A 25,333-nucleotide genomic window follows, 5' to 3' on the forward strand; every position below is an offset into this window, starting at 1 on the left:
GCCCGGGCGCTGCCTGGGGCGTGGCACTTCGGGTGGACCTGACGCCTGTCGCTCTGCTGAGGTGACGCCGACCGGACGAGCAACGGAAGAGTGGCTGCGTAGGCATACCCCGGGATCAGGCACGAATTCCGTGAGGACGATCAACTACAGGTTTATCGGAGCGGTCCCTGTTCGTCGATGAACACGGTGGGCGTGGAGAGGAACACATCGCTGTTGACCGGGCCGTAGGCGATGTTGAACGTGTCCAGCCAGTACGACCAACCCCGGATCCCCAGTGCACTGCTGAAGCGGTAGTTGAGCTGCCAGCGCACCCACTGGCCGGGGGCGAGTCGCACTGCCGGGGGCCGTCGCGGCCGGGGCGGCAGGGCAAACGTGGGCTGGACTCGCGGGAAGACCCGCAGCCGTCCGTCGGCTTCCCGAAGCTGGACATCGACTTTGCCGCGGTCTTCCTGGGTGACATAGGGGTTGAAGCCGTCACGCTCATGCATGCGAATCACCTGTGCGGAGCTGGTGGTCTCGGCAGGCGGGAGAGCGAAGCCGATCGGGGTCGCGTTCCTGCGCGAGGCAGCCTCCCCTCCCCGGGAATCCTTCGTCCAGGACGTCCGTATCCACTGGACGGTGATCTCCATGGCGTACTCCCGCCGGGTCGTCGAGAGACTCACTCTATGCGGCTCTCAAGAATCACGACCTGTCCAGTTGTGGTTACTGGCTGTGCCGCCGGGCGGGTGGCCGTGAGGAGGACGCGCTTGCGGAGGAGTGGGGGTTTTGCCCGGCCGAACATCTGGCGCTTGATCATCTTGATGTGGTTGACCCGGCCTTCCACCGGACCGGAGTTCCAGCGGGTGGTCAGGCCCTGAACGACCGCGTCCCAGTCCTGTCTTTGAGGTGCCGGCCGGAGCGGGTGGTGAGGATCTTGGCGAAGGCGCGGACGTGTCCATGGAGGGTGGTCAGTTCCGGGCAATGGGCGAGGACGGCGGTGAACCGCAGGCGTTCTTCGTCACTCAGGCGGTCCGAGTGGCGCATCATCCAGCCGGGGACCCGTCGGACGCCCGGAGGTGCGGGGGCGACGATGCGGATGCGCCGGCGGCGCCTCGGTCGCAGGTAGTCGTTGATCGTCTGATAGCACCCGGCCCCCAACCGCGGCCCGCCAGGCAGTCAGCCTGCTGCTGCGCTTCCAGGGCGCACCCGCCCTCGCGGGACGGGCTCACGATTCCTCGGCCACGGTGTCACCGGAGGACCGGGCCGCCCTTCTTCTGCGGTAGACCACCACCCCGCACACCGCGAGGAGGAGGACGGCCACGGCGGACACCCCGAGGGCCGTCCGCTCGGCGAAGAGCCTGCCCAGCACTGCGAGCACGCCGAGCCCCGCGGTCGCGTAGATCAGCGCCCAGGCCGCGCCGCCCACGAACAGGGCGGGGAGGTAGCGCGCCAACGGCATGCGCATGCTGCCCGCGAGGAAGTTGGCGGCGGTCTGGAACCCGATGGTCAAGAAGGAGACGGCCACCACCAGCGCGCCCCACCGCTGGATCGCGCGCTCGGCGCGCCGGAACTTCGCCGAGGAGATCCGCCCGGCGAACCTGCTGCGCCGGGCACCGGCGCCGGCGAGCCACCCGACGGCGAACGTTCCTCCGGCGCGGAGCAAGACGATGACGTACAGGGCTCCGGCCGTGAGCGCGATCTTATCCACGACGCCTCGTCCCGAGCATTGGGCCGCACCCCGGGACGCCCGTCACCCGCATGGGTATCCCGCCCCAGCGGGCGCACGACACGCACAAGCCTGGTCACCGTCTCTCACTTGCGCCCTGCCTCTGCCCGTTCCGTCCCTATGGGTTCCCACCTGCGGCACCGGAACCCGAACCTGCACGCTCGCACGCCAGGCAAGGCCACCCTAACCCAACGCGCATACGGGGGTGCAGGGCGGCCACGTTGGGCCGCTTGCCGCATGACCCGCAGTGACCTGGTTGACATGCTCGGAGCCATCGCCGAGTCGGAGGACAACATCGCGAGGCGCGAGTTCCTCGACGCGTTTCCCGAAGACTTCGGACTGCTCGATGAGCAATCGGCACAGGAGGTTGCCCGGCCGATCATGATGACGGGGGTCTGCAGGCATCATGCACCGGTGAGCACTATCGTGAAGTTCTTCGTGGCGCCTGACGATGAAAAGGCCGCCCTCGTGGTCGGGGCCGGACCGGGACCCGCCTTCGAGTGCCTCTCGCTCGGCAACTTCGATGTCGAAGAGGCCGTGATTGAGTGGGAATGCCTCTTCTTCGGAGGCAGTTTCGAAGAGCTCCTAGGGGCTGGCGAACCGCGAATAGTCGCTGATGAGGACGACGACGGGTGCATTGTCTTCGCGTTTTCCGACCGCCTGGTGGACGCTTTGGCCACGGCGGAGCCCTCCCGGCTGCATGAGATAGCCGTGGCGTGGGCCCGGCAGCGGGAGGAGGACGGCGAGGACATCGCTCCTGCTGTGGCCGGCGAGATGGTCGAGGGTCTGGGCACTCTCGCCCGCGGCCGGGCAGACCATGACCACGGCTTGTACTGCTGGGTCGCGTAAGTGGACCACCGCCCATGAGGACGGTGGTCCGTTCAACGCGAGCTCAAGCGCTTATGGAGTCCTCCGCAGCGGGATGCTGTCGCGGGCTCCGGACCGGCATGGCGGGGCGGGCGGCCTCGGGAGTCGCCGGCAGAGCGACGATGGTCACGGGCTGCCGGCAGTGCGGGCAGTTTCGCGTCGCGCCGGGCTCCAGCGGGGCCGGTGGTCTTTCGCCGAGCCGACGGGCTCGTTCCTCGTCACGGGCCTGACCGCGGAGCCGCTCGGCATTGCGGCGGAAGGACCGAGGGGGCTCATCGGATAGAGCCCGATGGACTTACCAGAGAGTACGCCTGTCTAGGCGAGTCAGCTCTCGTAAACGTCGGCACACAGGCGCATGTCGAGCCTGTCCCACCGCCATGCGTCCCGGCCCGCCCCTTCACCCGCACAGGACCAAGAGGCATCGATTCTGCACCTCTGACGGGCACTCTTGCGTGGCATGCGCCCGCCGGACATCCGCCGGTCGACGGGGCCGTGCGCCACGGCTGTTCACACCGGATTCTCGGAGCGGCAGCACCCGTACCTGTTGGTCATGTCGTAGTCGTGGCCGACCAGGATGCGTGCGCCGCAGGCGGCGCAGACCGCGGGCGTCACCGGGTTCACCCGCAGGACGTAGGCGTTCTCCAAGGCCAGGACGGCGTCCACGGACTCCTTGCCGTGCTCCTTGATGCCCTGTTCGATGAACTCGAAGGCGCCGTACTGGGCCCCGCACTCGCAGTCGATGCGGTTGGAGTGGGCCGGCCCGATGTCCTTGATCCCCAGGTCCGAGGTGATCCTCTCCCTCTCCTCGCGCGATACGGGTTCCATGCCCCGGTCCTTGATCCGTCTGGGGCTCCAGTACCACGCCTTGAACGCCTCGGCCTGTCCGGGGGAGAGGTAGAACGTCACCGATCTGCCGGCCTTCAACGCGTCCTGCACAGCCGCCACGACCGCGCTGTCGTCCCCCGACATCACGATCCTTCCGTCGCGGACCAGGGCATCGATCTCGGTGAGCGAACCGCTCTTCATGGGCGTCCTTCCGGTGGGCTCCGTCGGCTCCGACCGTTCGATGCTCACCCGTGACCCCGCCACCGGCCAGCGGGGGCGAGCGACCGGGGGCCTCCGCGCCCTCCACCGAGCCGGGTGGCCGCACTGAAACGTGCCCTGGTGAGCTGCCAGCCGCTGGCGGCCCCGACCCCCGCCGCAGCGCCGGGGCAGGGTACGCCGAAGCCCACCAGACCGCAGTCATTAGGCGCCGCCCGCGATGACGGTCGTCCCGGCCGCTGAGGCTGGCAGGTACGACTCCCGCCAGGCGTGGGCGTCGGCCTTGTTGCCGGGCACCGGCCGGGCGGAGGCGATCACCAGACGGCTGTCCGCGTCGATGATGACCTGCACGTTCGCCGAGAACCGGTAGTTGCGGGAGGACGCGGCGATGGTGCGGTCGCGGACTGGGATGATGCCGTCCGCGATCCACAAGCGTTCGACATACGCGACGGGCGGCGGCGCCGGCTCCATCGCGAGGAGCGGCCTCAGCCGCTGGATGATTCGGCAGACGGTGGCCGGGGAGATCCCGAAGAACGGGGCGAGCTGGCGCATTGTGAGAGTGGTGCGGTAGCACACGGCCACCAGCTGGACCCGGTCCGGCAACGGCAGGCACCACGGACGGCCGCCACCGGGACCGTTACCGCCCCGCTCCCGCACCACCTTCACGAGTTTCTCGAACCGGCCCATCCGCAAGCCCGTGAATGTCTCCACCCACAACGACTCAGCCCGCAACACCCGACCCATACAAGAGGAATGCCCATCCCGGACGTTCGCAGGACTCATCCGGATATCCCCCTCAACTGCCTCTGCAACCGACAGGATGTCCGCATGCTGAGGAGACGCAGCCCCCGCACGCAGCGCGTCATCGTCGAGCCCGAAGTCCTCGGGGCCGGCCTCTCCCTGTATGACCTCGGCTTGTACGTGAAAGTCAGCGAGTACCTCCTGGACGTCGACCAGGACATCAGCGTCGACGACTTCATTACGCCGCTCCGCCGCGGGACCTTCGGCCAGGCGAACAGCGAGGCCGAGCTCCGTGCCGGGCTCCAGCGCATTGCGGACGCAGGGCTCCTCGACCTCGACGACCACGAGGATGGCGTACTTGCCCATCTCCTGGCCGAGCGGATCAAGAACCTCCCGCCGTACTCCCCTCCTTCCCAGCAGCGCTCATAAGGAAATCCATGTCTGTCGACCAGGACACGAACCATGACAGCGGCGATGGTTGCCTATCCATGCACAACGGCTGGTTTTCCAGCGGATGGCCAAGCTATCTTCCCCAGCACCAGGCGATGATGCTCTGCATGCTCTTCGGCACAGCCGCAGTCCGCGGACTGCGAGGCAGCCTCGATGAGGTCGCCCAGCAGCTCTTCAACGGTGAGCCCGGCGCCTTCTTCGGCCGGCGTGGAGGCACTCTCGATTCCCCCGTCGTTTGGATGGACGACGACGAACTGGAGTACCTCGAGACCGACGAGGAGAAGGACCAGTTCTGCACGGATGCCGCAGAGCACCGAGCCAGGTGCGAGGGACTGTTCCGCGCCGCCGGCGTGGCGGTTCCAACGACCATCCGTGAACTCGCGGACACCATGCTCGCGCTGGGCATCGCCACGGTGCAGGACGGCGTGTGGTCCATGCAGGACCCCATCCCCGGCCCCGAGACGGTCCTCGACCTGACGGACGCCGAGCGGGCCGGGATCGCCGACACGCGTCGCATCTGGGAAAGCGGCTCCGCAGAGAGCACTCTGCTCAACTACCTCACGGACGACCTAGGCCAGCCGGGCGAGGTCTTCACCTCTGTCGACCGGCTGGCCGAGGCATCGAAGCTCAGTGAGGACGACGTCCGGTACGCGCTCGGCCGAATGATCCATGAGAACGACGTCCGGCTCGAACGTGGCTCCCCCCGCGCGCAGGTGAACCTCGATGACCTGAAGAACCATGAACGGTTCCACCTCGTGGCGGACTGGCAGCACTTCAACGAGAACCGCATCATGATCAGGCGGGGCTGACGCGCAACTCCCAACGCTGGGCGGGCACGGACCAGGCCCGCCCCGACCAGAACATCAGAGGCATCGACTCGATCACCCCGGACGACTTCAAGAAGCCGAGAACGCGAAGTGGCGGGCTCCGCTCCCGGGGGTTTGACTGCCGGGCGCCGAACGGGATGTGTGAGACTCCCATCGAATGATCATTCGGGGGGAGTTTCACGTTGAACGCGTTCTTGAAGAGGGTCTGGATCGGACTGGCCGCGACTTTGATCGTGAGTCTGGCTGCCGTGGTCCTGCCGGACCAGGTACAGATCGACGACGACGGGCGCGTGCACCTGGGCGCGCCCTTGTCCAAGCCGTCCGGGTCCGCGTCGGCGCCAGCGCCGGAGCCTGAACCCACGTCGCCACCCCTCACGCGGGACGAGGTGGACGAAGTGATCCGGACGGCGGTCCGCGCGGCGGGCCTCGACCCGGAGCAGGGCAAGGCGACAGTCCCCGCCGGATCCAACCTGAACAGGACGGGCTGGCTGGCCGTCCGGGAGATGGCCGCCGCACAGTCCGAAATGAAGGCGATCTGTGCGGACTTGGAGCGCCAGGGCTGGATGCTGAACCCGAACGGCGACAGCTCCGGCGCCTCCCGCAGCTACAAGCGCGGGGGCTGGTACCTGCTGGTGAGCACGCGCGGGAAAACCCAGGCACCGTCCAATACGCTGAGCGACTCGCAGACCTACCTGACCATGACCGGGCTCCAGCTCAACCTGTCCGACATACCGCTCCCCGAGATCACCGTCCGCATCCGCTGACCACTCACAGCACAGCCCCCACTGTCTTCCGCCTTCGTCGGCGGGGTCACGACGGCCTGGGCTGCGGGTCGGTCGGTGGCTTCGAAGGTGTCCGGGGGGCGTCCCAGCAGTCCAGTGTCCTTCCGGTGCGGACCGGTCCGTCAAGGGCGCTCGGGCCTCCACACCGGCAACCTGGTGCAGCGCGCCGGCCGGACCCTCGACGAACACGTCCGCAAAATTCGCGGGAAAGGCCCTTGGGCTTCGCCGAAAACGCCCCCTCGGAGGCCTTCGGCGGGGCCTTCGCGCTGCTCCGCTCGCTGCCGCGACCAACCCAGAACGGCAGCTTCGACAAAGCCATGGACGCAGCCGCCTGAGACCTCGTTGCATACGCTCTGACCTGCATATTTACCGCAGAATACCTAGGATGGGCACGCATGCACGACGGCGCGGAAGTAGCGTCGGGCTGCTTCGACGGCCTCCGCCCGCAAACGTGCTCAGGACGGCCCAGGAAGGGTGTTTCATGACCGAGTCCGGCAACCCCAGTCAGCCGACGAACGTGAACGAGTACACCAGCAGCCACATCCAGGTATTCGAAGGCCACGAGGCCGTGCGCAGGCGCCCTGGCATGTACATCGGCTCGGCTGGCGAGCACGGCCTGCATCAACTGGTGTACGAGGTCGTCTCGTACGCCACCGACGAGCACCTGGCCGGCCACGCCGACGCCATCGACGTCACGATCACCCCGGAGGGTGGCATCCGTGTCGCGGACAACGGGCGGGGCCTGCCCGTCGAGGTGGAAGAGCCCACCGGGAAGTCGGCCGTCGAACTCGAACTGACGGAGCTGTCCTTCGGCTCCAAGCCGCACACCGGCTACGGGGTCTCCGGCGGTCTCAGTGGCCTGGGTCTGTGCGTCGTCAACGCGCTGTCGAGCCGTCTGACGGTCGAGGTCCACCGAGACGGCCACCGTTGGACCCAGAAGTACGAGAAGGGCACCCCGGTCACCCCCTTGACGAGGAACGAGGAGACGAGCGAACACGGCACCACGATCACGTTCCTGCCCGACGCCGACATCTTCGAGACCACCCGGTACTCGTTCGCCACGCTGTCGGAGCGCTTGCAGGAACTGGCCTTCCTCAACGGGGGCCTGGCCGTCTCGCTCACCGACGAGCGTCCGGAGCGGCCGGTCCGCTACCACCACACGGACGGCCTTCGGGACTACGTCGCCCGCCTCAACCCCTACCCCCCGAGTCTCGTCCACTCCCCCGCCATCGCCTTTGAGTCGGAGAACGAGGACGAGACGATCTTCGTGCAGGTCGCCATGCAGTGGAACACCTGGTCCCAGGGAGAGTTCCGCTCCTTCGCGAACAGCACCCGCACCCGCGAGGGCGGTGCTCACGAAGAGGGCTTTCGTACCGCTCTCACAGATGTCGTCAACGACTACGCTCGCCGGCAGCGGCATGTGTCCGCGGACGACGAGGACATCACGGCCGAGGCCGTCCACGAGGGCCTGACTGCAGTCGTCTCCGTAAAACTCGCCCATCCCGTCTTCGAAGGCGCCACCAGGACCAGGCTCAGCAACCCCGAGGCGGAGGCCTACGTCCAGGAGGTCGTCAGCAAACACCTGACCGACTGGCTGGACCACCATCAGAACGAAGCAGCGTCCATCATCCGCCACATCCTCAATGCCCCTACCGGACACGGGAGGCGGTGACGAAGGGCTTCCCGCTTGGCCGGCCACGGTCTTCCTGGCGGCAGAAGATCGCGGCAAGAAGGCGCCACCGCCTCCGGGCGGACCAGGACCGCCATCGAGGACGTCGCGACTGCTCCGCACGGCCGCGAACCGGACGCCGGTCCACGGGTGTCCGGGGCAGACGGCCAGGTGCTCAGCAACCTGACAGGAAGCGATTCGCGCCGCAGGTTGCGTCAGAACCGGTACACGCCGAGATCGCGCACCGTGTCGGCCAGAGCGCGGATGAGGTCGTTCTCGGCTTCGGTCCGCCAGACCAGAGCGAAGTTCATGGTGGTCATGTCGGGGACGGGAAGCCATCGGATGTTCGGCATGCCCCAATACCTGGTGACATGGCCGGGGAAGGCGTGGATGATCTCGCCCATGCCGACGCGATTGATCAGCTCATCACCGGTATCCGCGGCCGCGGACGTGATGCGCTCGATCGTCCGGCCTCGTGGGGTTTGGAAGGGCAGGTAACTGTCCTCCCAGTAGTCGGGCAGGTCGAGGGCAGTGCCATGCGGGAAGTCGGCGAGAAGCTCCAGTGGCACGGAGTCCCGTCCCGCGAGCCGGTGGTCGGCGGCCACGGCGAGGATCCGGGAGTCGGTGCACAGGATCGGACCGACGGTGAAGTCCGGCTCTTCCACGGGGAGCCAGATGACAACGACGTCCATCGCACCGCTACGGAGCTGGCCGAACACATCGGTGAACGTTACCTGACGGATCTCGAGTCCCCATTGCGGGTACCGCGCGCGGAACGCCTTCCAGTAGGGGTACAGATCGACGACGTTGAAGGGCATCAGGCTGACGCGGAGCTGTGCGGTGATGCCTCGGGCCGCCAGCCGGGCGCGCTCCAGGGATTCGTGCAGGCCCGCATAGACCGGTTGTAGATCGTCGCGGAACTGCCGGCCGACCTCAGTCAGCCGCACCGTGCGGCTGGTGCGGGTGAAGAGGTCGGCACCGATGCGCCGCTCCTGCTTCTTGATGGCCTGACTGACGCGCGCCTGGGAGACGTGCAGCCGCTGTGCGGTCCGACTGAAATGCAGCTCCTCCGCCAGTACCAGGAATATCTCGATGTCCCGCAGCTCCACCGGCCCCCCGGCCTCCGTCGATAATCCGGCGGCTATCGAACCGCATGGAAGTCTGACGTGATCATACGTGCGAACCGCAAGATCGCTGAGGCCTGCGATCACGCATGAGGGACCAGGCATTCGTACGGTCGACGCGGTGAAGCACCCCGGCTACGCCTTCGTCCCGATATCGACGTGTCTCGCCTTCAACCACGTCAACGCTGTGGTCAGTGAGCCCGCCGACACTACTGAAACTGCCATTGAGCGACGCCATCGACCTCTGCGGACCCGTGACCCCCGGCATGTACTGGCCACCGCTGCCGGCGTGGTACGCGACTGCGATGCCGTTCGGGCGACGTGTCGCACAATCCGGAACGGTCAGCCAGTAACACGGACTGTGACGCGCAACTTCCGCAGGCCCCACGGAACCGTGGCGGCGGTGCTTACGACGGTCTCGCCTTCGCGCTCGGCGTGGATCTCCCACTCGCGGTATCCGGGATCGGACTTGTAGGCGACGGGTACCAGCGTGACAGCGGACCCGTCGGCCGTGGGGGTCTCCCACTGCAGCCGACTGTCCAGTCGCAGCGGCACCATCCCTCCCGCGGTGAGCGTCACCGTCCGCCCGTCGTCGTCCTCGGTGAGGAAACGTGGTGCGGACGCGGACGCGGATGGAGAAGCCGTTCGCGAAGGCGGCACGGACAGCGCCGGCGTTCGACCCGGGGGCTCCGCCACAGGGGTACTTCCCGGAACCTGTCCCGTCGGTGCCGCAGGCGGTCCCGGGTTCGTGCACGCGGCCGCCGCCACCCCGAAAACCAGGGCGGCGGCGGCCGCGCGACGCAGCGCGCGTTCCTTCGTCATACGAGCGGAACGTTGATGCATGTCAGGATGCCTGCCTGCCTGGCGAGCTCCGCATGTGTCGCATCCGGGTTGAGCCGTACCTTCTCGGCGTTCTGCAGCGCTTGCAGGAACGGGGTGTCCGCCTTCAGGTCACCATCGGTGTCGACCAGCTCGCCTGTGTCGAAAGCACCGTTGGCGAAGTTCAGCCAGGCGGCGAGGAGCTGACGGTCGAAGGCGCGCTTCGGGTTCAGCAGGGTGAGGAAGAGGGTGCTCGCCGCCTTCTGCTGTGTGGACACGTCGACGACCTCCGAGAAGACCGCGCTCGAATGCTCGACGATCCTCAGGTAGCAGTCGAGCCGCTCCTTGCCGAGCCCTGTGAGGTCCCCGGTCAGGTACTTGACGTACCAGACGTCGGCGAGGAGGGACAGCGGCGCATTGCCCTGGACGACGAGCGGTATCCCGTCGGATCCGGTGCCCCCGTCGTCATCACCTGCGGTGAAGGACAGGTTGTACAGGCACGGCTTGTCGTAAGTGTGTGCCTGTGTGTCCGTCACGTCGCGCGGCTGAACGCTCGGGCTGCGGTCCGGGTCGGCGTTCGGCGGGTTGACCAGCGAGGTGGTCGCGGTGTCCGGCGAACCGTCACCCCAGGCCCAGGTCATGGTCTCGTCATCGCTGCCGGGGTCGGTCACGCGCGCGGCGTACGTCCTCTGCTCCCCCGCACGCACGACGAGGGTCTTTCCGCCGGCCAGCTGAACGGCCGCCGACTTGTCGATCGTGGCCGTCGGGTTGACGTTCGCGACGGTGATCTCGGCGTCGCGGCAGGTCGTGGTGTCGTCGTCGCTGCCGCACACCTTCACGGTGAAGGTGCCGTCGTCGCCGAAGACGACCTGCCTGCTGAACGTGAGGGTGGAGTCCGGCCGGTTGTTCTCCGACTGTCCCGGCAGGGGTACGGGCTTGCCGTCACCGGGATCGATGGTGGCGGTGAGCGGGTCGAGCCAGCCCGGGTCGGTGACCGTACCGCTGACCGTGAGCGTGCCGCCCTCTTCCCGGGGCCCAGCGACGGTGAAGGTGATCGCGGGCGCGACATTGGTGACGGTCACGGTCGCCGTGTCCGTGTCCGCGCCTGCCGCGTTGCCGACCCGCAGACCCACGGTGTACGTACCGTCCTGGCCGACGCGGTTGAACACCGGGTTGATGCCGGTGGCATCGTCGTAGGCTCCGTCGCCGTCGAAGTCCCAGGCGTACGACGAGCCTCCGCCGGGGCTGGTGCTGCCGCTCGCGTCGAGCCGTACGTCCGTGCCCTCCTTCGTGGAGTACGGTCCGCCCGCGTCGGCGGTGGGCCGGCAGCTCGCCGGGAAGTCGGTGGCCGGGTTGGCCTGGCCCTGGCTCGGCGAGGTGGCGCCCGCGCCCATGCCACGCCGGGCGAAGACGCCCCACAGCAGACACTGGTCGGCGCCGGCGTTGTCGGCTCGGTCGGCGGCGAGGATCCCGTCCCGGGCGTCCAGGAAGTCCGGCGTGGACGGGGTCAGCTTCATGCCGTCGACCATCAGCTGCTCGTGGCGGCGCTTGCCTGCGGCGTAGCCGTGCGCGCCGATCAGCGCGCTGCGCATGTCCCACAGGGCGGTGGCCCAGATCTCGCCGTCGTTGTGCGACTCGCAACCCTCGTTGCACAGGTCTCCGTACGTGAGGTTGCTCTGGTCGTAGCGGACGCGCCGGATACCGGTGGGGCGGCCGTTGTCATACTCCGAGAAGAGCGGATCGTTGAAGTACGTCGTCGAGAGCGCGTCGCTCCAGCCCTCGCCCAGGGCGTCCGCCTGTTCGCCGCTGCCGAGGTCGCCGCCGCCGACCAGGCGGTTCGACAGGCCGTGCCCGTACTCGTGGATGACGGTCTCTCCGTCCATGGACTCGTGCACGTTCAGGAAGCCGTTGCCGTCGTACGTGCGCGATACGAACAGGCGCATCGTCGGGTTCGTGCCGTCCTGCGGGGTGGAGAAGTTGGCGTTGCAGCAGTCGTCCGGGTCCTGGCTGTTGCCCTGGTAGTCGACGTAGACGTCGACGCGGTCGCCGCCCGCTCCGCCGTTGCCGAAGTTGTCCTCCTGGAAGTTGCCGGAGGCCTCGTCGAAGCCGAGCTCGTACAGGAAGTCGTGCGCCCTGTTGACGTAGTAGAAGGCCTGGGTGACAACCGCGTCCCGGTCGGTGTTCATGTTCGTGCCGCCGCTGGAGCGGTACGCGTCGGTGAAGGTGTAGTTGAAGTGCTGGTAGCCCGGATCGCCCTGCGCCGAGGTCTGCGGCTGGTGGCCGAGCGACTCGGGCGCGTCGAGGTCCTGTGAGACCTCGGTGTTGTTCCCGCGGGTGGTCCTGCCGTCGACCCAGGACCGGCCGAGGCCGCTGAACGGCACGGTCTGCTGGTCCGAGACGTTGGGGTTCTGCCCGGTGTGGACGCGTCCCTCCGGGCCCTCGTTGTGCGTGAGGTCGCTGCGCAGGAGGATCGTGCCGCTCTTAGCGTCGACGACGGTGTCGTACAGGTGCCCGTTCTCGGCGGTGAGTGTGGTCCGCCACGCGGGCCGGGCGGTGCCGTCGGCGAGCGGGAAGGTGACGCGCTCGGCGGTGACGGCTCCCGGCTCGTCCGTGCCGACGGCCCCGGCGGCCCGCTTCACGGCGGCGGCCTTGTCCAGTCCGGCCGCCTCTCGTGCATGAGCTCCCGGTACGAGGCTGCCGGTGGCTGTGACGACACGGCCGTCCTTGTCGACGGCGACCTGCAGCCGCGCGCCGTGCACGGGGACGCCCGCGTCGGTCTGGCCGATGAACACGTGCCGGACGCCGTTGTGCTTCGTACGGTACGTCTTGACGACCTCCAGCCCGTCGAGGTCTGCCGTGGAGAGTCCGTAGAGCTCGGCGTGCTCACCGACGTACGCGAGCGCGAGGGTCTGCGGGTCACCGCTCCTGGCGGCGCTCAGCGCCCCGTCCTTCCCGAGCGGCGACACCAGCCGGGGCGTCCCGTACCGCCCCCAGCGAACGGCGGCGCTGTCCAACTGCTGTGCCGCGCTCAACTGCCCGGCCTTCGGCGGGACACGCGTGTCCCCGCGGACATCGACGTTCGGATACGGGCGGTCCTTGGGCTCCTTGGCGGCCGGTCTGCCCTCCTGGCTTGCCCTATCGGCAGCCGTGGCAGTGGCCACCGGAACGACCGTCGTCGCGGGCAGCGCCAATAACACCGCCCCCAGGATGATTGCCCGAGTCCTTGCCCGGGCGCTGCGCGCTCGTGTGGACAGCATCGCCTTCCCCGTTCCCCGTTACTCGATCCACTGGCAGTAAGCCCCGACAACGGTAGGCGGACATGACAAACCAGAGGAAGGGCCCGACGGAGGCTGGCCGGATTTCGACTCGGACGCGAATTCGACCACGGGTCGTGTTGCCGTAAGGCTTGGCGCTCCCCTCCCTGGAGGGAGGGTTTATGCCGAAGTGGCCCTGAGATCCTGGGAGTACCCAGGGCCTCGCACGTGACCACGTTCCCCCGGCCGTGGCAGGCCAGTACTACCGGATGTGCCATCGGCTCGAGCCGACCCGGCTCGGGGTCTCCAGCCGGCCGCTGCCGAGCATCCAGGTGTAGTGCGCGGCGAGCATCTGGCCGTAGTGCTCAGAGGGCGTGGTCGCGGATGTGGTGTCCTTTAGCCGGTGGGCGGGTTGTGTGCGGCGACTCGGTAAGAGGCCGCTACAGGGAGTCCAGGTCCACGGCATCCGCCATCGCCCGGTACCCGGCGTCGTTGGGGTGGAGGCCGTCCCCGCTGGCGTACGCGGGGAGGAGTTGCCCGGGGTTCAGCGGGTCGGCGAGGACGCGGTCGAAGTCCACGACGGCGTCGTACGCGCCGCTGGTGCGGATCCACTGGTTGAGCGCGGCGCGGGTCTCGGCGGGAGTCCCGCTCTCCAGGCCCTTGCCGGGCGGGAGCGTCGCGCCGATGACAGTGATCCCCCGGGCGCGGGCCGCGCGGATCAGCGCGCGGTGCCCCTCGATCAACTCGGCTGCCGTCACCCGCCGGTTCGTGGTGGTGCAGGGGTTCGCGGCGGTCTCGCCCATGAGGATGTCGTTGGTGCCCTCCAGCACTATTACGGTGCCCACGCGGATCTGGTCGAGGACATCGTGCCGGAACCGGGTGGTGGCCTTCTCTCCGAAGCACGCGGAGTCGCTCAGCACTCGGTTGCCGCCGATGCCCGCGTTGAGGACCGGGCGCTGCCGTCCCTCGGCCGACAGCCGTCGGGAGAGCTGGTCGGGATAGCGTTTGTCGGCTCCGGGGGTCGAGGCTGCCCCGTCGGTGAGGGAGTCACCGAAGGCGACGACCGCGTCCCGCCGCCCTCCTGCCGGTTTCCCGGCCACGTCCACGCCTTCGAGGAAGTACCAGGACGAGCTCTCCTGCGCGAACGCGTCCGCGCTCACATCCGCGCGGTGGTCGCCTTCGGCGCGGTACGCGGTCTCCATCGCCACGTTGTGGAAGGTGGCCGGACCCGAGGGACCCTTGAAGAACAGGGTGACGGCGAGCCGGTCGCCCGCCTTCACCGGCAGCCGGACCGGGTCGCTGGCCGGCCGGTCCCCGGGCCGAATCGATGGGGAGACGGATCCGCCGAAGGTCAGCGCGCGGACGGTCTCGGGTCGGACGGCGGCGCCCCCGGCAGATATGCCGACGGTGGCGCCGGTCAGCTGGAGCGGGGTCGTGCCGAAGGCGTGGGACAGGCGTACGCGCAGGTCGGAGCCGTCCGCGCCGACACGTACGGTCTGCCGTACGGTCTGGTCGTCAAAGCCCGCCTCCGCCCACGTCGGGTACCAGCTCTGTGAGGGACGTTGCACGGCCGTGGCCCAGCCGGCGGTCCAGCGGTGCGCTCCCGAGGGGGCGGTGGCCGTGTGCGCGGGGGCTGACGCGGCGATCAGGAAAGTCGCCACGGCGGCGGCAGTCAGGGGCAGTCGGGGAAGGGCATGCATCGTGGGCTCTTTCGGATGTTGATGACCGGTGAGGGCGCATGGGGAACACGGCGGGCCGGTGAGTCGTGGGGCGGTTCATGCAGCCGCGCGTTCGGCGAGGCGGTTCTCCCCCGTCCGACGCCCCCGTATCGGCTCGGTTCGAGCAGTGTCGCCCGGGTGTCAGGCAGTGAGTCCCAGGGCGAGGGTGGCCGTGACCGGAGCCAGGTAGAGCAGGGGGAACGCGACGGTCTTGTACGAGCGGGCGCGCAGCACGGTGACAACCGCGCCGAGGAAGTAGAGGACCAGGCCGGCTGCGGCCAACACCCCGATCACGGGTACCGCCAGCCCGATCAGCAGGCCGGCCGCGCCGGCGATCTTGGCCACCCCGAGCGGGGCCCACCAGGACCGGGGCACCCCGTACTGGACGAGGGGTTCCACGACGAACTGGGCTCTGCGCAGCAGGGACAGGCCGGAGAAGCCGACCCAGGCAGCGGTCAGGACGGTGACGACGACGGTGGCGGACATACGGGTACTCCAAGGTGTTCGGTGGGTGCGAGGGGTGTGCGCGGCTTCAGGCCGATACCGGCGTGTGCCATCGGGCGAGCGCGGCGTAAGCGGGCTGCCAGTACTGCTCGTACGCGCGACGTGTGGGCGTGGGCAGGGGCGTGAGCATTGCCGTGGTCGTCCACGGGTCGGCTCCGTCGAGGAGCCAGGGCAGGATCTCGGCCGCGTCCGCTTCGATCCACTGGGCGTGCACTCGGTCGAAGCGAGTCCATTGGTCGGGTGTGAGGACCTCCTGGGCCAGCGGGAGGGCGGCCGCCTCTTCGTGGTGGAGGTGTCCACCGAGGCCTGTCACGAAGGAGTCGACAAGGTCGCCGACCAGGTCCGGGCCGCCGCCCGAGCAAGTCCGAGCAGCGGCAGTCGCATCGTCGACAGCCCGGACGAGCGGGTCGAGGGCGGTGTGCTCGGCTTCCATCGCCTCAAGCAGGGCGAGATCGCCGGACCGGCCCGCGAGGGCATCGCGCAGGACCGGCCACAACGCCTCGTCCTCGGCCGAGTGATGGGCGTGCAGCGCCTTCTTCAGCAGGCCCAGCCCTGTGACCGGGTGGGGGCGTCGCAAGGATCGCGACCGGGTCGGCTGGCGGCTCGTGCGAGATGCCGCAGTTCGCGCCGGAGCGCGTCGTGCATCGCGTACATCGCCGTCAGGTCGTGGATCGCCGTGCCGTTCATCGTTGCTCTTCCCTCCTGGATCGTCCCGCCAGGGCGTCTTCCGGCGGCTTCCAGGCTCACGTAGACCGGTCGTCCCGATCAAGATCGGATCGCTTATGGTCCGATCACCTCCGGGTTATCGATCGCGCACCGGCCAGGAGAGACGAGCAGGGGCGTGAGAAACGGTGGAAATACGCGACATCCAGATCTTCCTGGCCATAACCGAGGAAGTGCACTTCGGACGCACCGCGGTCCGGCTACAGGTACCCCAACAGAAGATTCGAAGGTCAAATAGATGCCGAAGGGTCAGAAGGTAGGTTCAGGTGCACTCCAGACATCGCTTTCAGATCCGAAAGAGGGTGGCGTGTGCATTTTGTGCGCAGCGTGCTCTTCCCGCGCTGTCAAGTCACGAACTCCCGCGTCATGACGTGCCCCCCGGCCTTCCCGGTTACTGGAGAACCCCCTCACGAAGACCGTGAGGGCGGGCGGACACGAGGAGGCATAGAGCGATGGATGAGGAACGGCGTACCCGAGGGGACGGAATCCACCTGGCCCGGCTGGTCACGGAACAGGTACAGCGAACCGGGAAGCACTTCCTTCCGCAGCCCTTCCTGAACCGGCTGAGCGGGATCCGGTCCGACCGGGCCACGGAGGAGCTGCCCTTCCTCCGCGCGTTCCTCAACTGCCTGCTCGATAAGCACGACGGGCACTTCTGGAACCGGACCTACCTTTCGCTGCCCCTGCTCGAGCTGATCGTGGACGACTCCAACCACGCGCTGGGTCCGAACGAACTAGCGACGCTGCTCATATGCGACGTCCTGCGCTTCGAGACGCGGGCGGCTGCCGGGGCGTCCGGACCGGTGGATCGGGACCCTCCCGAGGAGGCGATCCTGCGCAGGCGGCTGCGCCACGCCATGCGGTTCGTCTCGGACGACCTCGTGGGAGCGGGCGCCGACGAGGTGGCCGACCTCCTGCCCGGGCCCCCGGCGACGGATGCCGGCCGCTGGTTCGACGTGACGGTCCAGCCCGTGTACGTGCTGCACGACGAGTACTTCTTCATCCGGGCGCTCCAGGCGCACGAGATGCTCTTCACGGCGATCGTGGCGGACGTACGGGCGGCGATCGCGGCCCTGCGTGACGGCAGCGCGGAAGCGGGGGCGGGGCACGTGGACCGTGCCGCCGGCCTGTTCGACCGGGCTTCGACGCTGTTCCGGATGGTCGCCACGATGCGCCCTGCGCACTTCTCGGCGTTCCGGCAGTTCACCCAGGGCGCCAGTGCCATCCAGTCCGAGCAGTACAAGCGGTTCGAGATCCTCTGTGGTATCCCGCCTGCAGAGCGCTTGCGGTCAGCGCCCTTCACCAGCGTCCCCGCCGTACGGGCCGAGGCGGTGGAGTCCAGCCACGACACCGTGGTGCGCGCGTACGTCGATCTCCGCCGCCGGACGCGTATCAGGGAGGCGGAGCGGAACCTCCTCCATGCCTCGCTGGGCCGGCTGGAAGCCAGGCACCAGCGCTGGAAGGCCGCCCACCGAAGCCTCGCCGCGCGCATGCTCGGGGACGCACGCGGGTCTGGGCACACCGAAGGCGTCCCCTACCTGACCCAGTGCCTGGCCAACCGGCTCTTCTGGCAGCTCGGTGACCGGAACACCGCTGATGGCTCCGCCTGCCCCCACACGACCGGAACGGCATCGCCGCCGCACCGGGAACCGACAGGTTTTTGATCACCGGCAAACTCTGGCCGAACAGGTTCCAACTCCGCCGAAAATCCGAACTCGCCGTGGGGCAATGATGTTCAGTCGCCAACGGCGAGATGGACACCGAAGCCGGCGATGACCGCGCCGCTGATGCGGTCGAGGATTCGGCGTGCCGAGGGACGCCGAAGCCTGTCGCGGAGCGCCCGGGCGAATGCGATCAGTACGCCCGACCAGAGCAATCCCAGCAGGATGTGCATGCCCGCCAGCAGGGTGCCGGTCGTGACGTGCGGGGCGCCGGCCGGAATGAATTGCGGCAGGACAGCCATGTAGAAGGCGCCCACCTTGGGGTTGAGCAGGTTCGTAAGAGCGCCCCGACGCCAGCCGCTCCCGAAGCTGCCATCGGCATCCGGCTCGTGCGCAGCGTCGGCCTGGGTGAGATCCACCCGAGCCCGCCGACGCAGGGTCGATACCAGGATCCGGCTTCCCATCCACACCAGATACACGGCCCCTGCCCAACGGAGCATCGTGTAGGCGAGGTGGGAGGCGGTCAGCACGGCGGTGATGCCGAGCGAACTGAGCACCCCCCAGGCGAGGGTGCCCGTCTGGATGCCGAGGACGACGCCCCAGGCGCAACTGCGGTGACCCAGTGCTGCGGTGCGCAGGATGAGGGCGGTGTCGAGGCCGGGTGTGAGGGTGAGGAGTCCCACGATCAGCGCGAAGGACCCCAGAGCGGAGGCAGTGATCATGAGTGGCCACTGTAACGCCAGAGTAGCCAACTTCCCATTCCCTGCCCGGAATCGGGCAGGAAAGCTCTTGCGGCCTCAACTGAATGACGTACACCAAAGGACCGGTCGAGTGCATATGGCGACATCCGATCAACTCGCCGAGAGGCAAACGCCTCCAGCAATCCGATGTTGCCCCCGGCCTCGTCGGCGACCCGCCTGTTCGCGGTGCGCGACCGCAGCCGCAAATCCGACTTGGAGGTCCTGACAAAGGCCCACCGGTGGACTCCGAGTCCGGATCCGCGCGGGACCCCGCGGCGGGCGATCACCGACGACGCCGCCCAGGGCCCCGGCAGCGACGGGCGTACGGGGGCGAGGCAGACGACCGGCCTGCGTGCGAAGCGTCTGGAAAAGCCGGGCATGGTCTGGTCGCCGGCCGACAAGCCCCGGCCGCGGCCCGTGTCTACTACGCGCAGCACTGGACCCTGCGCTGCCCCCGCACGGCCACCGCCATGGACCGGCCGGTACGCACACCCTCACCCGCCAGATGGCGATCAGTGAGACGGTCAGGACCGGATCTCGTCGCTCGCGGTGGGTTGGGGCGCGAGGAAGCGCTCACGTCCGGATCCTCCAGCACCGTGGTGATGACACCGCGGCCGGTCGTAACTCGCGGCGCGGCACTGTGGTGTGGGGCTATTCTGCCTGCCGTGATCGACTGGAACAGTATCGAAGCCGCAGCCTGCGCCGTGCCCGCCGGCCGCCCCATGGAAGAACTGGTGCGAGGACTTTCCCACGCCCTGGCGGATCCCGATCCGCTGATCCGGGACGGAGCGGCGTACTCCGTCCTGTCGACCTGGATAGCCCGCGGAGCCATCGACGCACCCCGGCGGCTGGCACTGGGAGACGAGATGACCGCCCGCTTCTTCGACCCGGAGATCCAGGCCCGCACGTTCGCCCCCCTCGTGCTCGACATGCTCGTGAGTAAGGGCGATTTCAGGGCCGACTGGGTGCCTGCGTTCGAGCGGTGGTACGCGAACGAGAGGGACTTGCGTGGCCATGACGAGAAGCTCGGCTGGCTCCACGCGGTTGCGCACGGCGCGGACTTGCTGGGCCGATTCGGGTGCCACCCCGAAGTGGCACCGAGACGGATGCTGGACCTCGCAGCCGCCCGGCTGACGGCGCACACCGATCACGTGTTCGACCAACTGGAGGACGACCGTCTGGCAAGGGCGGTCGCTCGCATCCTCACCCGGTCCGACATGAGCGAGCGCGACGCGACGGCATGGCTGGATCCCATCGGCACCTGCTTTGGAGCCGACCACATTCCGACCCCGGTCCCCGCACACCTCTCCAACTGCCTGCGCACGCTGCGCATGCTGTATGTCTTCGCGGACCGGGGCGTACGGCCGAGCGCCGCGTCGGCTCCGCAAGCACTTCACCACCGTGAGGCAGTCAAGACTCACCTCGCCGCGGTCCTCGATCTGATCGTCAAGCGGTGATGATGTTTTGCGACTGGGCGCGACAGCAGGCGCCGCACGCCGTGGCCATCGGTGTGAGAGGGCGTTTCATCACGTTGTTTCATCCCGGATCGCCTGGTTGACGGCAGCTCACGCACCACACCGGCTCGGGTGGGCTCGACGGTGAGTCTGCGGGGCATGAGGTCGATCGCGAGGTGGATCATGGCTTCGGAGCAATGGAGCTTCGCCTCGTAATCGCGGGTCAGGCGTCGGTGGTTCATCAGCCAGCCCAGTGTTCTTTCGACGGTCCAGCGACGGGGGAAGGACGGCAAATCCCCTGGTGGCGGAGTCGCGGCGGACTATGCGCATATCAATGCCGGGTGGCGGCGTTCTCGACGAGCCTGCCCACCCCGGACCGCGGCGCCGGACTGCTGCCGGTCCTCCACGCGCAGAAGATCGCTACCATCAGCCAGCTCACTGTCGACGACGTCCGCCCCGTTCGGCACCTCGCCGGTCGTCCTGGCCGCACTCGTCCGCGAGCTCGTCGCGACGCGCCGAGGCAAAGCCAAGATCGGAACCCCCGAGGACGTCCCCTGACTGCTTCCCGGCGCCGCCCAGGACACCCCCTCGGCGATGACCGGATCGGCCAGCGTCTCCACAAGATCGGGATCCCGCCCCGGCAGGACCTCTCCACCGCACTGATTACCCTCGCCGCCGAACTGCCCGCCACCATCCACGCCCGGGTACTCGGCGTCCACACCCAAGTCGCCGTCCAATGGCAGAGGGCATCAGCCGGCGACTGGGCCTCTTACGCCGCCGATGTCAGCCGCCGTGTCCCGGAGAACCAATGAAACTACCCATCACCATCCACCAAGCACGGCTCGGATCCACGGAGTTCAAGGTCATCCGACCAGCCCGGCCCCTGGTCCACGCAGTGCTCATCGACCACGATCGGCACCTGGACACCTACCTCGATCAGGACGCGGCCCAGCGAATCGGCGGGCTATGGAAGCTCGCCGCCTCTTCACCGCTCTCGCTGATCCACCTGCCAATGCGAGGGAACCGTGGCCCCTCCCACGAGCTGCCAGAAGACGGCACACGGCAGCTTGATCTCGTGCTGCTGCACCACTCGCTCCAGTTCGCACCCTCGCGCTGGAAGGAAATTCGAGGACGGCTCGGCCCAGGGCGTCCGCAGACCGTGACGCTGCCCGGCGCAGGACACACCGACGAAGCCGTGACTGACCACGAGGCACGGCACTACCAGGAGAACCGGGATCTGTTTCACCAGCATCTCCACGCCGAGACCCTGTTCATGACCGGCAGCGCGAAGGTGTTCAGAGACACCGCCCGGCACTTCTTCGACGTCGCCCGAAACGGCCCCGGATACGTCCCCGTCCATCCGAGCTACCCGCGCTTCTGCACCGAGCTCCACTCCAACGACGGCATTCTCGGCGACGCGCGCGAGATCCACATCGAGTACTGCGACCAATGGGACTCGTGACCCTGACCGACAGGACCCCGCCGACCATGACGTTCAACAATCACCTCCAGCATCTCGTCGAGAGGGCCCTCGCATCCATCCCGGCCGCCGACGCCGGCGACATCTACGCTGTCCCCTTCCTCATCGACAACGAGGACGACGACCCTCGTCAGCCGACCTTGACGATCGGCTACAACACTGAAACTCAGGCCCGACGCAGCATCCAGGGCGCTTCTGGTCAGGCAGAAGCCCGTTGGAACTACGCCTTCTGGATCCAGAACGAGCTGACTCGCCAGAAGTGGATCAGCGACCTCGGACTTTGGTACGACGACCCGACCGACCTCGCCGACTGGGTGCCAGTCATCGGGCCACTCGCCGCGCAGATCGAAGCCCGCTTCATCCAGACCCGCTGCCAGCTCGCCCGAACCCTCCATACGACCGGCGTCGTCGAATGAACGGTCGGCCGAACCGTGCCGGCGATCGTCCACGAGCTCGAGTGAGGGCCTGAAGTTCGTCGATCCCCAGGCTCGATCTCGGCTCGCTACTACGGATTGGCTTCGTCGCCGCGAGTCAGCAAAGCTTGTCGGTCAGCACCCAGAACGGTCCGACGGTGACTGGAAGCGTGTCGCCGAGTTCTGGAAACGCTCCGGAATTTGCGGGTGGCCGTCGGGTGTGAAGGCTGGAACGTTCCGTGGGTCATTGGGTGGGCCAGGTGCCGAGAGCCCGGGACAGACGGTCGCTTTGGTCGCGGGTGATGCCTTGGGCGAGACGGGATCCGCACCGCGGGCTGCCCGGCTCGTCGCATTGCAGGATGCCGGGGAACTGGTCCTGGCCCCCGGAGAGCGGGGAGGGGGCGGGCAGGTCCCATCCTGCCGACTCCCACAGGGGGTGGTCCTGGAGGAGGGCTTGCGCCAGCGCGGGAGCCTCATCGGAGACAACGCCCACCTGGACGAGCGCGTCGCCGACCAGCCCCGTCGCCTCAGCAGGCAGGTCGGCATCGCCGAGCGCGGGCAACAGGAGCAGCAACCGAACATGAAGGGCCTGGACGCCGGGAGCTCGAGGATCAGGTGTGTCTGCGATGTGCGTGAGCTCCCGCCAGGCCAGTCCCGGGCCCGCCTGGTGTCCGTCGACAGTCGCCAGGTACCCGTGCCGGTCCCATTCCGGGTGGGAGACGAAGTACTCCGTCCCCGCGTCGTCGGCGAGGTTGCGGCCCAGTACGACCACGGTGTGGCCGGCGCCGAACGGGATCCGGAAGACCGGCCATTGCTCCTCGTCGGTCAGAGCCTCGTACGCCGCGTCCGTATCGGCCTCGTCGACACCGAACCATCCCGGCTCCGGTTCGTTGTCCTCACTCTGGCACAACCACAACAGGTAGGCGGGCCAGAACCCCGGGAGGGACAGCAATCCCTCACCGGCAGTCAGCGGATCGTTCTCGAATCCTTTGATCAACACGTGCCCAGACTGTCAGCTGCCACCGACAGGCCCGGTACAACCCGGAGGCCCTTGCCACGGCAAGGGTTCCTCCTTCTCGTCGACATCGCGAGCGGCCGTGATCACGAACGCTCCCGATAGCCGACGACAAACGTTCCCGGCTGCGAGGCTCTGGTCCACTTCTTGTGATTCATGACAGAGCGTCACGGCTTCCGGTAAGTGGACAGCATGGAGCGTGACGTGAACGGGTGCCATGATCGTGCCTTGGCGAATGACGGGGAGGATGAGTGGAGCGCTACACAGCCGATCAGCTTCGGGTGATTGCGTTCGAGGAGCACGTGCGGGCCCGTCCTGCTATGTACTTCCGTGTTGAGCGGGATAGCCCCGAGCTACCCACTGAAGTGCTTCAGCGGGTGGTCTGGGACGCGCTGCACCGCCGTGACGGCACTCATGGGCAGATCAGTGTCGAGATCACATCTGACCTCAGTTTCACGGTGGAGGACGATCAACTTCACAGCGTCGACGAGCGGCAAAGGCCCCTTCCCGGGTTCTATGAATCGCTGCTCGACAAGGACCGATGGGCTCCTGCCGCAGCAGCCGCGCTCAGCGTCCGCACGGTCATTGAGGTCTGGCTGGACGGCCATGGTCACCGCCAAGAGCTGGCCGGAGCGGCTCCCATCGGTGTCTGGGAGGAGTGCCCCGCACGGAGGCCGCACGGAACCAGGACCACGTTCCACCTCGATCCCTCGTACTTCGGCCCGGACGAGGCCATCGCCTGGGCACTGCGGCCAGAGGAACTGCATGGAGAGGGATGCGAGGCGCACCTCTCACCTGCGACGTTCCCTATTCACGATCTGCGCTCAGGGGTCGGCGGCTCAGCGGGCGAGTAACCTCGGACACCTTCGCCGCCTGGCTGCGCGACCACCAGCACGTCCGGATGATCTGCCGGGACCGCGGCGGCGCGTTCGCCGAGGGCGCCGAGCGCGCACTGCCCGGCGTTCCGCAAGTTGCGGACCGCTGGCATTTGCTCCACAACCTCGCCACCGCACTCGAGAAGACCATCCGACGGCACCGCGCCTGCCTCAAACAGCCCGAACCAGCACCGGAACCCGGCGCGGTGCCTCCCGAGGAAACACCCGCCCAGCAGCAGACCCGGGCCCGCTGGAGCGAGATCCGAACGCTCTACCTGCAGGGCATGAGAATCGTCGCGATCAACGAACGCACCGGACTCGACCGCAAAACCGTCCGCCGATACGCGCACGCCACCACGGCCGACGAACTCATCCGGATCCGGCCGGGGCGCCGCAGCACTCTCACTCCCCACAAGCCCTACCTGGCCGAGCGATGGGCGGAAGGCTGCGACCACGCGCAGACACTGCGGGACGCGATCGCCACCCGCGGCTACAAAGGCGGCCGAAAGAGCGTCCGCCGCTTCAACTCCCTTGCCCAGCAGGATGTTCCCCGGTCGGCACCTCCACCCCGCCAGCCGTCGCCGACGTGGTTCGTTGGATCGTGGGCCGCCCGGAGAACCAGAGCGAGCAGGCCCGTCAGCACCTCAAGGAGGCGCCGGGGGCGCTGCGCCGCGTACGCAGCTCCCGTCCGTCGGGAGCGGTACCAATGCCTCGCATCGTCATAGGGCCAAGGGCTCGCCGGGGGTGAGGATGCGCACCTCGGTGTCGGGTGCGAGAGCGGCAGCTGCGTCCCGGTAGAGATCGGGCCGATCGCGGACGAGCTTGAGAACGGTCGCCTCGCGCAGCCGCCCGGCTGTGAAGGCGTAGTGGATCGGCACGGCCAGCCGGGGACGCAGTACGGCGGTCAACTCGGCAGCCTCGGCGGCGTCCATCACCACCTGCTTGTTGAACGCCGGCCGGATCCGCAGGCCGTTGATCGGCAGGAGGGCCAGGTCCAGGTCGGGGAACCGCCGGGCGACCTCGTCCAGGGCGGTGATGCGCAGGGTGTCGGCCCCGAAGAACACCGAACTCCGGTCGTCCTGCAGGACGAAGGTGACCTCCGGGACGCCGTGGAGGACGGGAGCGGCGGTCACCTTGACGGGCCCGACGCGGGTGCTCTGCCAGGGGTCGAGTTCGGTGACGTTGCTGAAACCGGCCGCGCGGACGCGTCCGGCGAGCCCGCGCACCACAGCGAAGGGCACGGCCTTGTCGGGATAGTGGGCCAGGGCGCCCAGGTCGCAGTGGTCGTAGTGCCCGTGGCTGATGACGATCCCGGCAAGCGCGGGCAGCTCCGCCGCAGACCGGATGGAGCGGGATTCGCCCTGGTAGTAACCCTTCCGCTCGGAGAACCAGGGATCGGTCAGAATCCTGGCGCCGTCAAAGTCGATCAGAACGCTGGCGTGCACGACGCGCTGCACGGTGGTGGTCACGA

Annotated in this window: 24 protein-coding genes and 2 pseudogenes; 12 read left to right on the top strand and 14 right to left on the bottom strand. The window is 68.1% G+C overall.

Translation table 11 applies throughout. The features are described from left to right. Positions 1-152: 152 nt before the first annotated feature. Positions 153-629: a hypothetical protein gene (locus OG625_RS00755; protein ID WP_329375894.1), complete on the bottom strand. Its 477-nt coding sequence runs from the start codon at positions 627-629 to the stop codon at positions 153-155. A 575-nt stretch (positions 630-1,204) separates the two neighbouring features. Further along, positions 1,205-1,687 carry a DedA family protein gene (locus OG625_RS00760; protein ID WP_329375896.1) on the bottom strand — a complete coding sequence of 161 codons (483 nt, stop codon included), beginning with the start codon at positions 1,685-1,687 and terminating at the stop codon, positions 1,205-1,207. Between the two features lie 255 nt (positions 1,688-1,942). On the opposite strand from OG625_RS00760, the gene OG625_RS00765 reads away from it, so the two are divergent. Then, positions 1,943-2,554: a hypothetical protein gene (locus tag OG625_RS00765; protein ID WP_329375898.1), complete on the top strand. Its 612-nt coding sequence runs from the start codon at positions 1,943-1,945 to the stop codon at positions 2,552-2,554. A 525-nt stretch (positions 2,555-3,079) separates the two neighbouring features. Here OG625_RS00765 and OG625_RS00770 read toward each other — a convergent pair. Beyond that, complete coding sequence (locus OG625_RS00770) at positions 3,080-3,598, bottom strand: hypothetical protein (protein ID WP_329375900.1); 519 nt, start codon at positions 3,596-3,598, stop codon at positions 3,080-3,082. 222 nt (positions 3,599-3,820) lie between these two features. After that, positions 3,821-4,357 (bottom strand): annotated as a pseudogene (locus OG625_RS00775) (helix-turn-helix domain-containing protein); the annotation flags it as partial. An 84-nt stretch (positions 4,358-4,441) separates the two neighbouring features. On the opposite strand from OG625_RS00775, the gene OG625_RS00780 reads away from it, so the two are divergent. From OG625_RS00780 to OG625_RS00795, 4 genes are all read left to right on the top strand, one after another. Beyond that, positions 4,442-4,783 (top strand): hypothetical protein, encoded by a 342-nt coding sequence (locus OG625_RS00780; RefSeq protein WP_329391296.1) that lies wholly within the window; start codon positions 4,442-4,444, stop codon positions 4,781-4,783. 8 nt (positions 4,784-4,791) lie between these two features. Beyond that, a complete protein-coding gene (locus OG625_RS00785) occupies positions 4,792-5,613 on the top strand; it encodes a DUF6042 family protein (protein WP_329375902.1) in 822 nt (273 codons plus the stop codon). A 200-nt stretch (positions 5,614-5,813) separates the two neighbouring features. Continuing rightward, the gene (locus OG625_RS00790) at positions 5,814-6,395 is read left to right on the top strand and encodes a hypothetical protein (protein ID WP_329375904.1); all 582 of its coding nucleotides are present in this window, start codon (positions 5,814-5,816) and stop codon (positions 6,393-6,395) included. A gap of 499 nt (positions 6,396-6,894) precedes the next feature. Then, positions 6,895-8,085: an ATP-binding protein gene (locus OG625_RS00795; RefSeq protein ID WP_329375906.1), complete on the top strand. Its 1,191-nt coding sequence runs from the start codon at positions 6,895-6,897 to the stop codon at positions 8,083-8,085. A 212-nt stretch (positions 8,086-8,297) separates the two neighbouring features. Here the strand turns inward: OG625_RS00795 and OG625_RS00800 are convergent, their stop codons facing one another. From OG625_RS00800 to OG625_RS00825, 6 genes are all read right to left on the bottom strand, one after another. After that, on the bottom strand, positions 8,298-9,191 hold the full coding sequence (locus tag OG625_RS00800; protein WP_329375908.1) for a LysR family transcriptional regulator: 894 nt from the start codon (positions 9,189-9,191) through the stop codon (positions 8,298-8,300). Between the two features lie 357 nt (positions 9,192-9,548). Next, positions 9,549-9,785, bottom strand: a complete 237-nt coding sequence (locus OG625_RS00805) for a hypothetical protein (protein WP_329375910.1) — start codon at positions 9,783-9,785, stop codon at positions 9,549-9,551. A gap of 239 nt (positions 9,786-10,024) precedes the next feature. Next, on the bottom strand, positions 10,025-13,186 hold the full coding sequence (locus OG625_RS00810) for a M36 family metallopeptidase (RefSeq protein ID WP_329375912.1): 3,162 nt from the start codon (positions 13,184-13,186) through the stop codon (positions 10,025-10,027). Between the two features lie 533 nt (positions 13,187-13,719). Then, positions 13,720-14,979: an SGNH/GDSL hydrolase family protein gene (locus tag OG625_RS00815; RefSeq protein WP_329375914.1), complete on the bottom strand. Its 1,260-nt coding sequence runs from the start codon at positions 14,977-14,979 to the stop codon at positions 13,720-13,722. 159 nt (positions 14,980-15,138) lie between these two features. Further along, a complete protein-coding gene (locus OG625_RS00820) occupies positions 15,139-15,483 on the bottom strand; it encodes a DoxX family protein (RefSeq protein ID WP_329375916.1) in 345 nt (114 codons plus the stop codon). Between the two features lie 46 nt (positions 15,484-15,529). Next, positions 15,530-16,078, bottom strand: coding sequence for a hemerythrin domain-containing protein (locus OG625_RS00825; protein ID WP_329375918.1), 549 nt, complete (start codon positions 16,076-16,078; stop codon positions 15,530-15,532). 598 nt (positions 16,079-16,676) lie between these two features. On the opposite strand from OG625_RS00825, the gene OG625_RS00830 reads away from it, so the two are divergent. Both OG625_RS00830 and OG625_RS41330 read left to right on the top strand, forming a co-directional pair. Then, positions 16,677-17,888, top strand: a complete 1,212-nt coding sequence (locus tag OG625_RS00830; RefSeq protein WP_329375920.1) for a tryptophan 2,3-dioxygenase family protein — start codon at positions 16,677-16,679, stop codon at positions 17,886-17,888. After that, positions 17,855-17,956: a hypothetical protein gene (locus OG625_RS41330; protein WP_443067853.1), complete on the top strand. Its 102-nt coding sequence runs from the start codon at positions 17,855-17,857 to the stop codon at positions 17,954-17,956. The genes OG625_RS00830 and OG625_RS41330 overlap by 34 nt, the downstream gene beginning before the upstream one ends. Before the next feature lie 3 nt (positions 17,957-17,959). Here OG625_RS41330 and OG625_RS00835 read toward each other — a convergent pair whose 3' ends face one another. Next, the gene (locus tag OG625_RS00835) at positions 17,960-18,607 is read right to left on the bottom strand and encodes a LysE family translocator (protein WP_329375922.1); all 648 of its coding nucleotides are present in this window, start codon (positions 18,605-18,607) and stop codon (positions 17,960-17,962) included. 683 nt (positions 18,608-19,290) lie between these two features. Here OG625_RS00835 and OG625_RS00840 point away from each other — a divergent pair. Further along, positions 19,291-20,082 (top strand): DUF2785 domain-containing protein, encoded by a 792-nt coding sequence (locus OG625_RS00840; RefSeq protein ID WP_329375924.1) that lies wholly within the window; start codon positions 19,291-19,293, stop codon positions 20,080-20,082. Between the two features lie 128 nt (positions 20,083-20,210). Here OG625_RS00840 and OG625_RS41335 read toward each other — a convergent pair. Continuing rightward, positions 20,211-20,440 (bottom strand): annotated as a pseudogene (locus tag OG625_RS41335) (transposase); the annotation flags it as partial. Positions 20,441-20,887: 447 nt separating this feature from the next. Here OG625_RS41335 and OG625_RS00850 point away from each other — a divergent pair. Further along, positions 20,888-21,541, top strand: a complete 654-nt coding sequence (locus OG625_RS00850) for a hypothetical protein (RefSeq protein WP_329375926.1) — start codon at positions 20,888-20,890, stop codon at positions 21,539-21,541. Beyond that, positions 21,538-21,975, top strand: a complete 438-nt coding sequence (locus OG625_RS00855) for a hypothetical protein (RefSeq protein WP_329375928.1) — start codon at positions 21,538-21,540, stop codon at positions 21,973-21,975. The genes OG625_RS00850 and OG625_RS00855 overlap by 4 nt, the downstream gene beginning before the upstream one ends. 241 nt (positions 21,976-22,216) lie before the next feature. Here the strand turns inward: OG625_RS00855 and OG625_RS00860 are convergent, their stop codons facing one another. After that, a complete protein-coding gene (locus OG625_RS00860; protein WP_329375930.1) occupies positions 22,217-22,972 on the bottom strand; it encodes a hypothetical protein in 756 nt (251 codons plus the stop codon). A 266-nt stretch (positions 22,973-23,238) separates the two neighbouring features. On the opposite strand from OG625_RS00860, the gene OG625_RS00865 reads away from it, so the two are divergent. After that, positions 23,239-23,841 carry a hypothetical protein gene (locus OG625_RS00865; RefSeq protein WP_329375932.1) on the top strand — a complete coding sequence of 201 codons (603 nt, stop codon included), beginning with the start codon at positions 23,239-23,241 and terminating at the stop codon, positions 23,839-23,841. Beyond that, the gene (locus OG625_RS00870) at positions 23,763-24,587 is read left to right on the top strand and encodes a transposase (RefSeq protein ID WP_329375933.1); all 825 of its coding nucleotides are present in this window, start codon (positions 23,763-23,765) and stop codon (positions 24,585-24,587) included. Before OG625_RS00865 ends, OG625_RS00870 begins: the two co-directional genes overlap by 79 nt. On the opposite strand, the gene OG625_RS00875 is transcribed toward OG625_RS00870, so the two are convergent. Beyond that, a complete protein-coding gene (locus tag OG625_RS00875; protein WP_329375935.1) occupies positions 24,582-25,331 on the bottom strand; it encodes an MBL fold metallo-hydrolase in 750 nt (249 codons plus the stop codon). The genes OG625_RS00870 and OG625_RS00875 overlap by 6 nt on opposite strands. Positions 25,332-25,333: the final 2 nt, after the last annotated feature.

Source organism: Streptomyces sp. NBC_01351 (genome assembly GCF_036237315.1).
Taxonomy (GTDB): Bacteria; Actinomycetota; Actinomycetes; order Streptomycetales; family Streptomycetaceae; genus Streptomyces.

What these genes read in the sequence shown, in the direction of transcription:
- OG625_RS00755 (WP_329375894.1), bottom strand. Translation starts at nt 629, where the DNA reads ATGGAGATCACCGTCCAGTGGATACGGACGTCCTGGACGAAGGATTCC.
- OG625_RS00765 (WP_329375898.1), top strand. Translation starts at nt 1,943, where the DNA reads ATGACCCGCAGTGACCTGGTTGACATGCTCGGAGCCATCGCCGAGTCG.
- OG625_RS00770 (WP_329375900.1), bottom strand. Translation starts at nt 3,598, where the DNA reads ATGAAGAGCGGTTCGCTCACCGAGATCGATGCCCTGGTCCGCGACGGA.
- OG625_RS00780 (WP_329391296.1), top strand. Translation starts at nt 4,442, where the DNA reads ATGCTGAGGAGACGCAGCCCCCGCACGCAGCGCGTCATCGTCGAGCCC.
- OG625_RS00785 (WP_329375902.1), top strand. Translation starts at nt 4,792, where the DNA reads ATGTCTGTCGACCAGGACACGAACCATGACAGCGGCGATGGTTGCCTA.
- OG625_RS00795 (WP_329375906.1), top strand. Translation starts at nt 6,895, where the DNA reads ATGACCGAGTCCGGCAACCCCAGTCAGCCGACGAACGTGAACGAGTAC.
- OG625_RS00815 (WP_329375914.1), bottom strand. Translation starts at nt 14,979, where the DNA reads ATGCATGCCCTTCCCCGACTGCCCCTGACTGCCGCCGCCGTGGCGACT.
- OG625_RS00820 (WP_329375916.1), bottom strand. Translation starts at nt 15,483, where the DNA reads ATGTCCGCCACCGTCGTCGTCACCGTCCTGACCGCTGCCTGGGTCGGC.
- OG625_RS00830 (WP_329375920.1), top strand. Translation starts at nt 16,677, where the DNA reads ATGGATGAGGAACGGCGTACCCGAGGGGACGGAATCCACCTGGCCCGG.
- OG625_RS00835 (WP_329375922.1), bottom strand. Translation starts at nt 18,607, where the DNA reads ATGATCACTGCCTCCGCTCTGGGGTCCTTCGCGCTGATCGTGGGACTC.
- OG625_RS00850 (WP_329375926.1), top strand. Translation starts at nt 20,888, where the DNA reads ATGAAACTACCCATCACCATCCACCAAGCACGGCTCGGATCCACGGAG.
- OG625_RS00870 (WP_329375933.1), top strand. Translation starts at nt 23,763, where the DNA reads ATGCGAGGCGCACCTCTCACCTGCGACGTTCCCTATTCACGATCTGCG.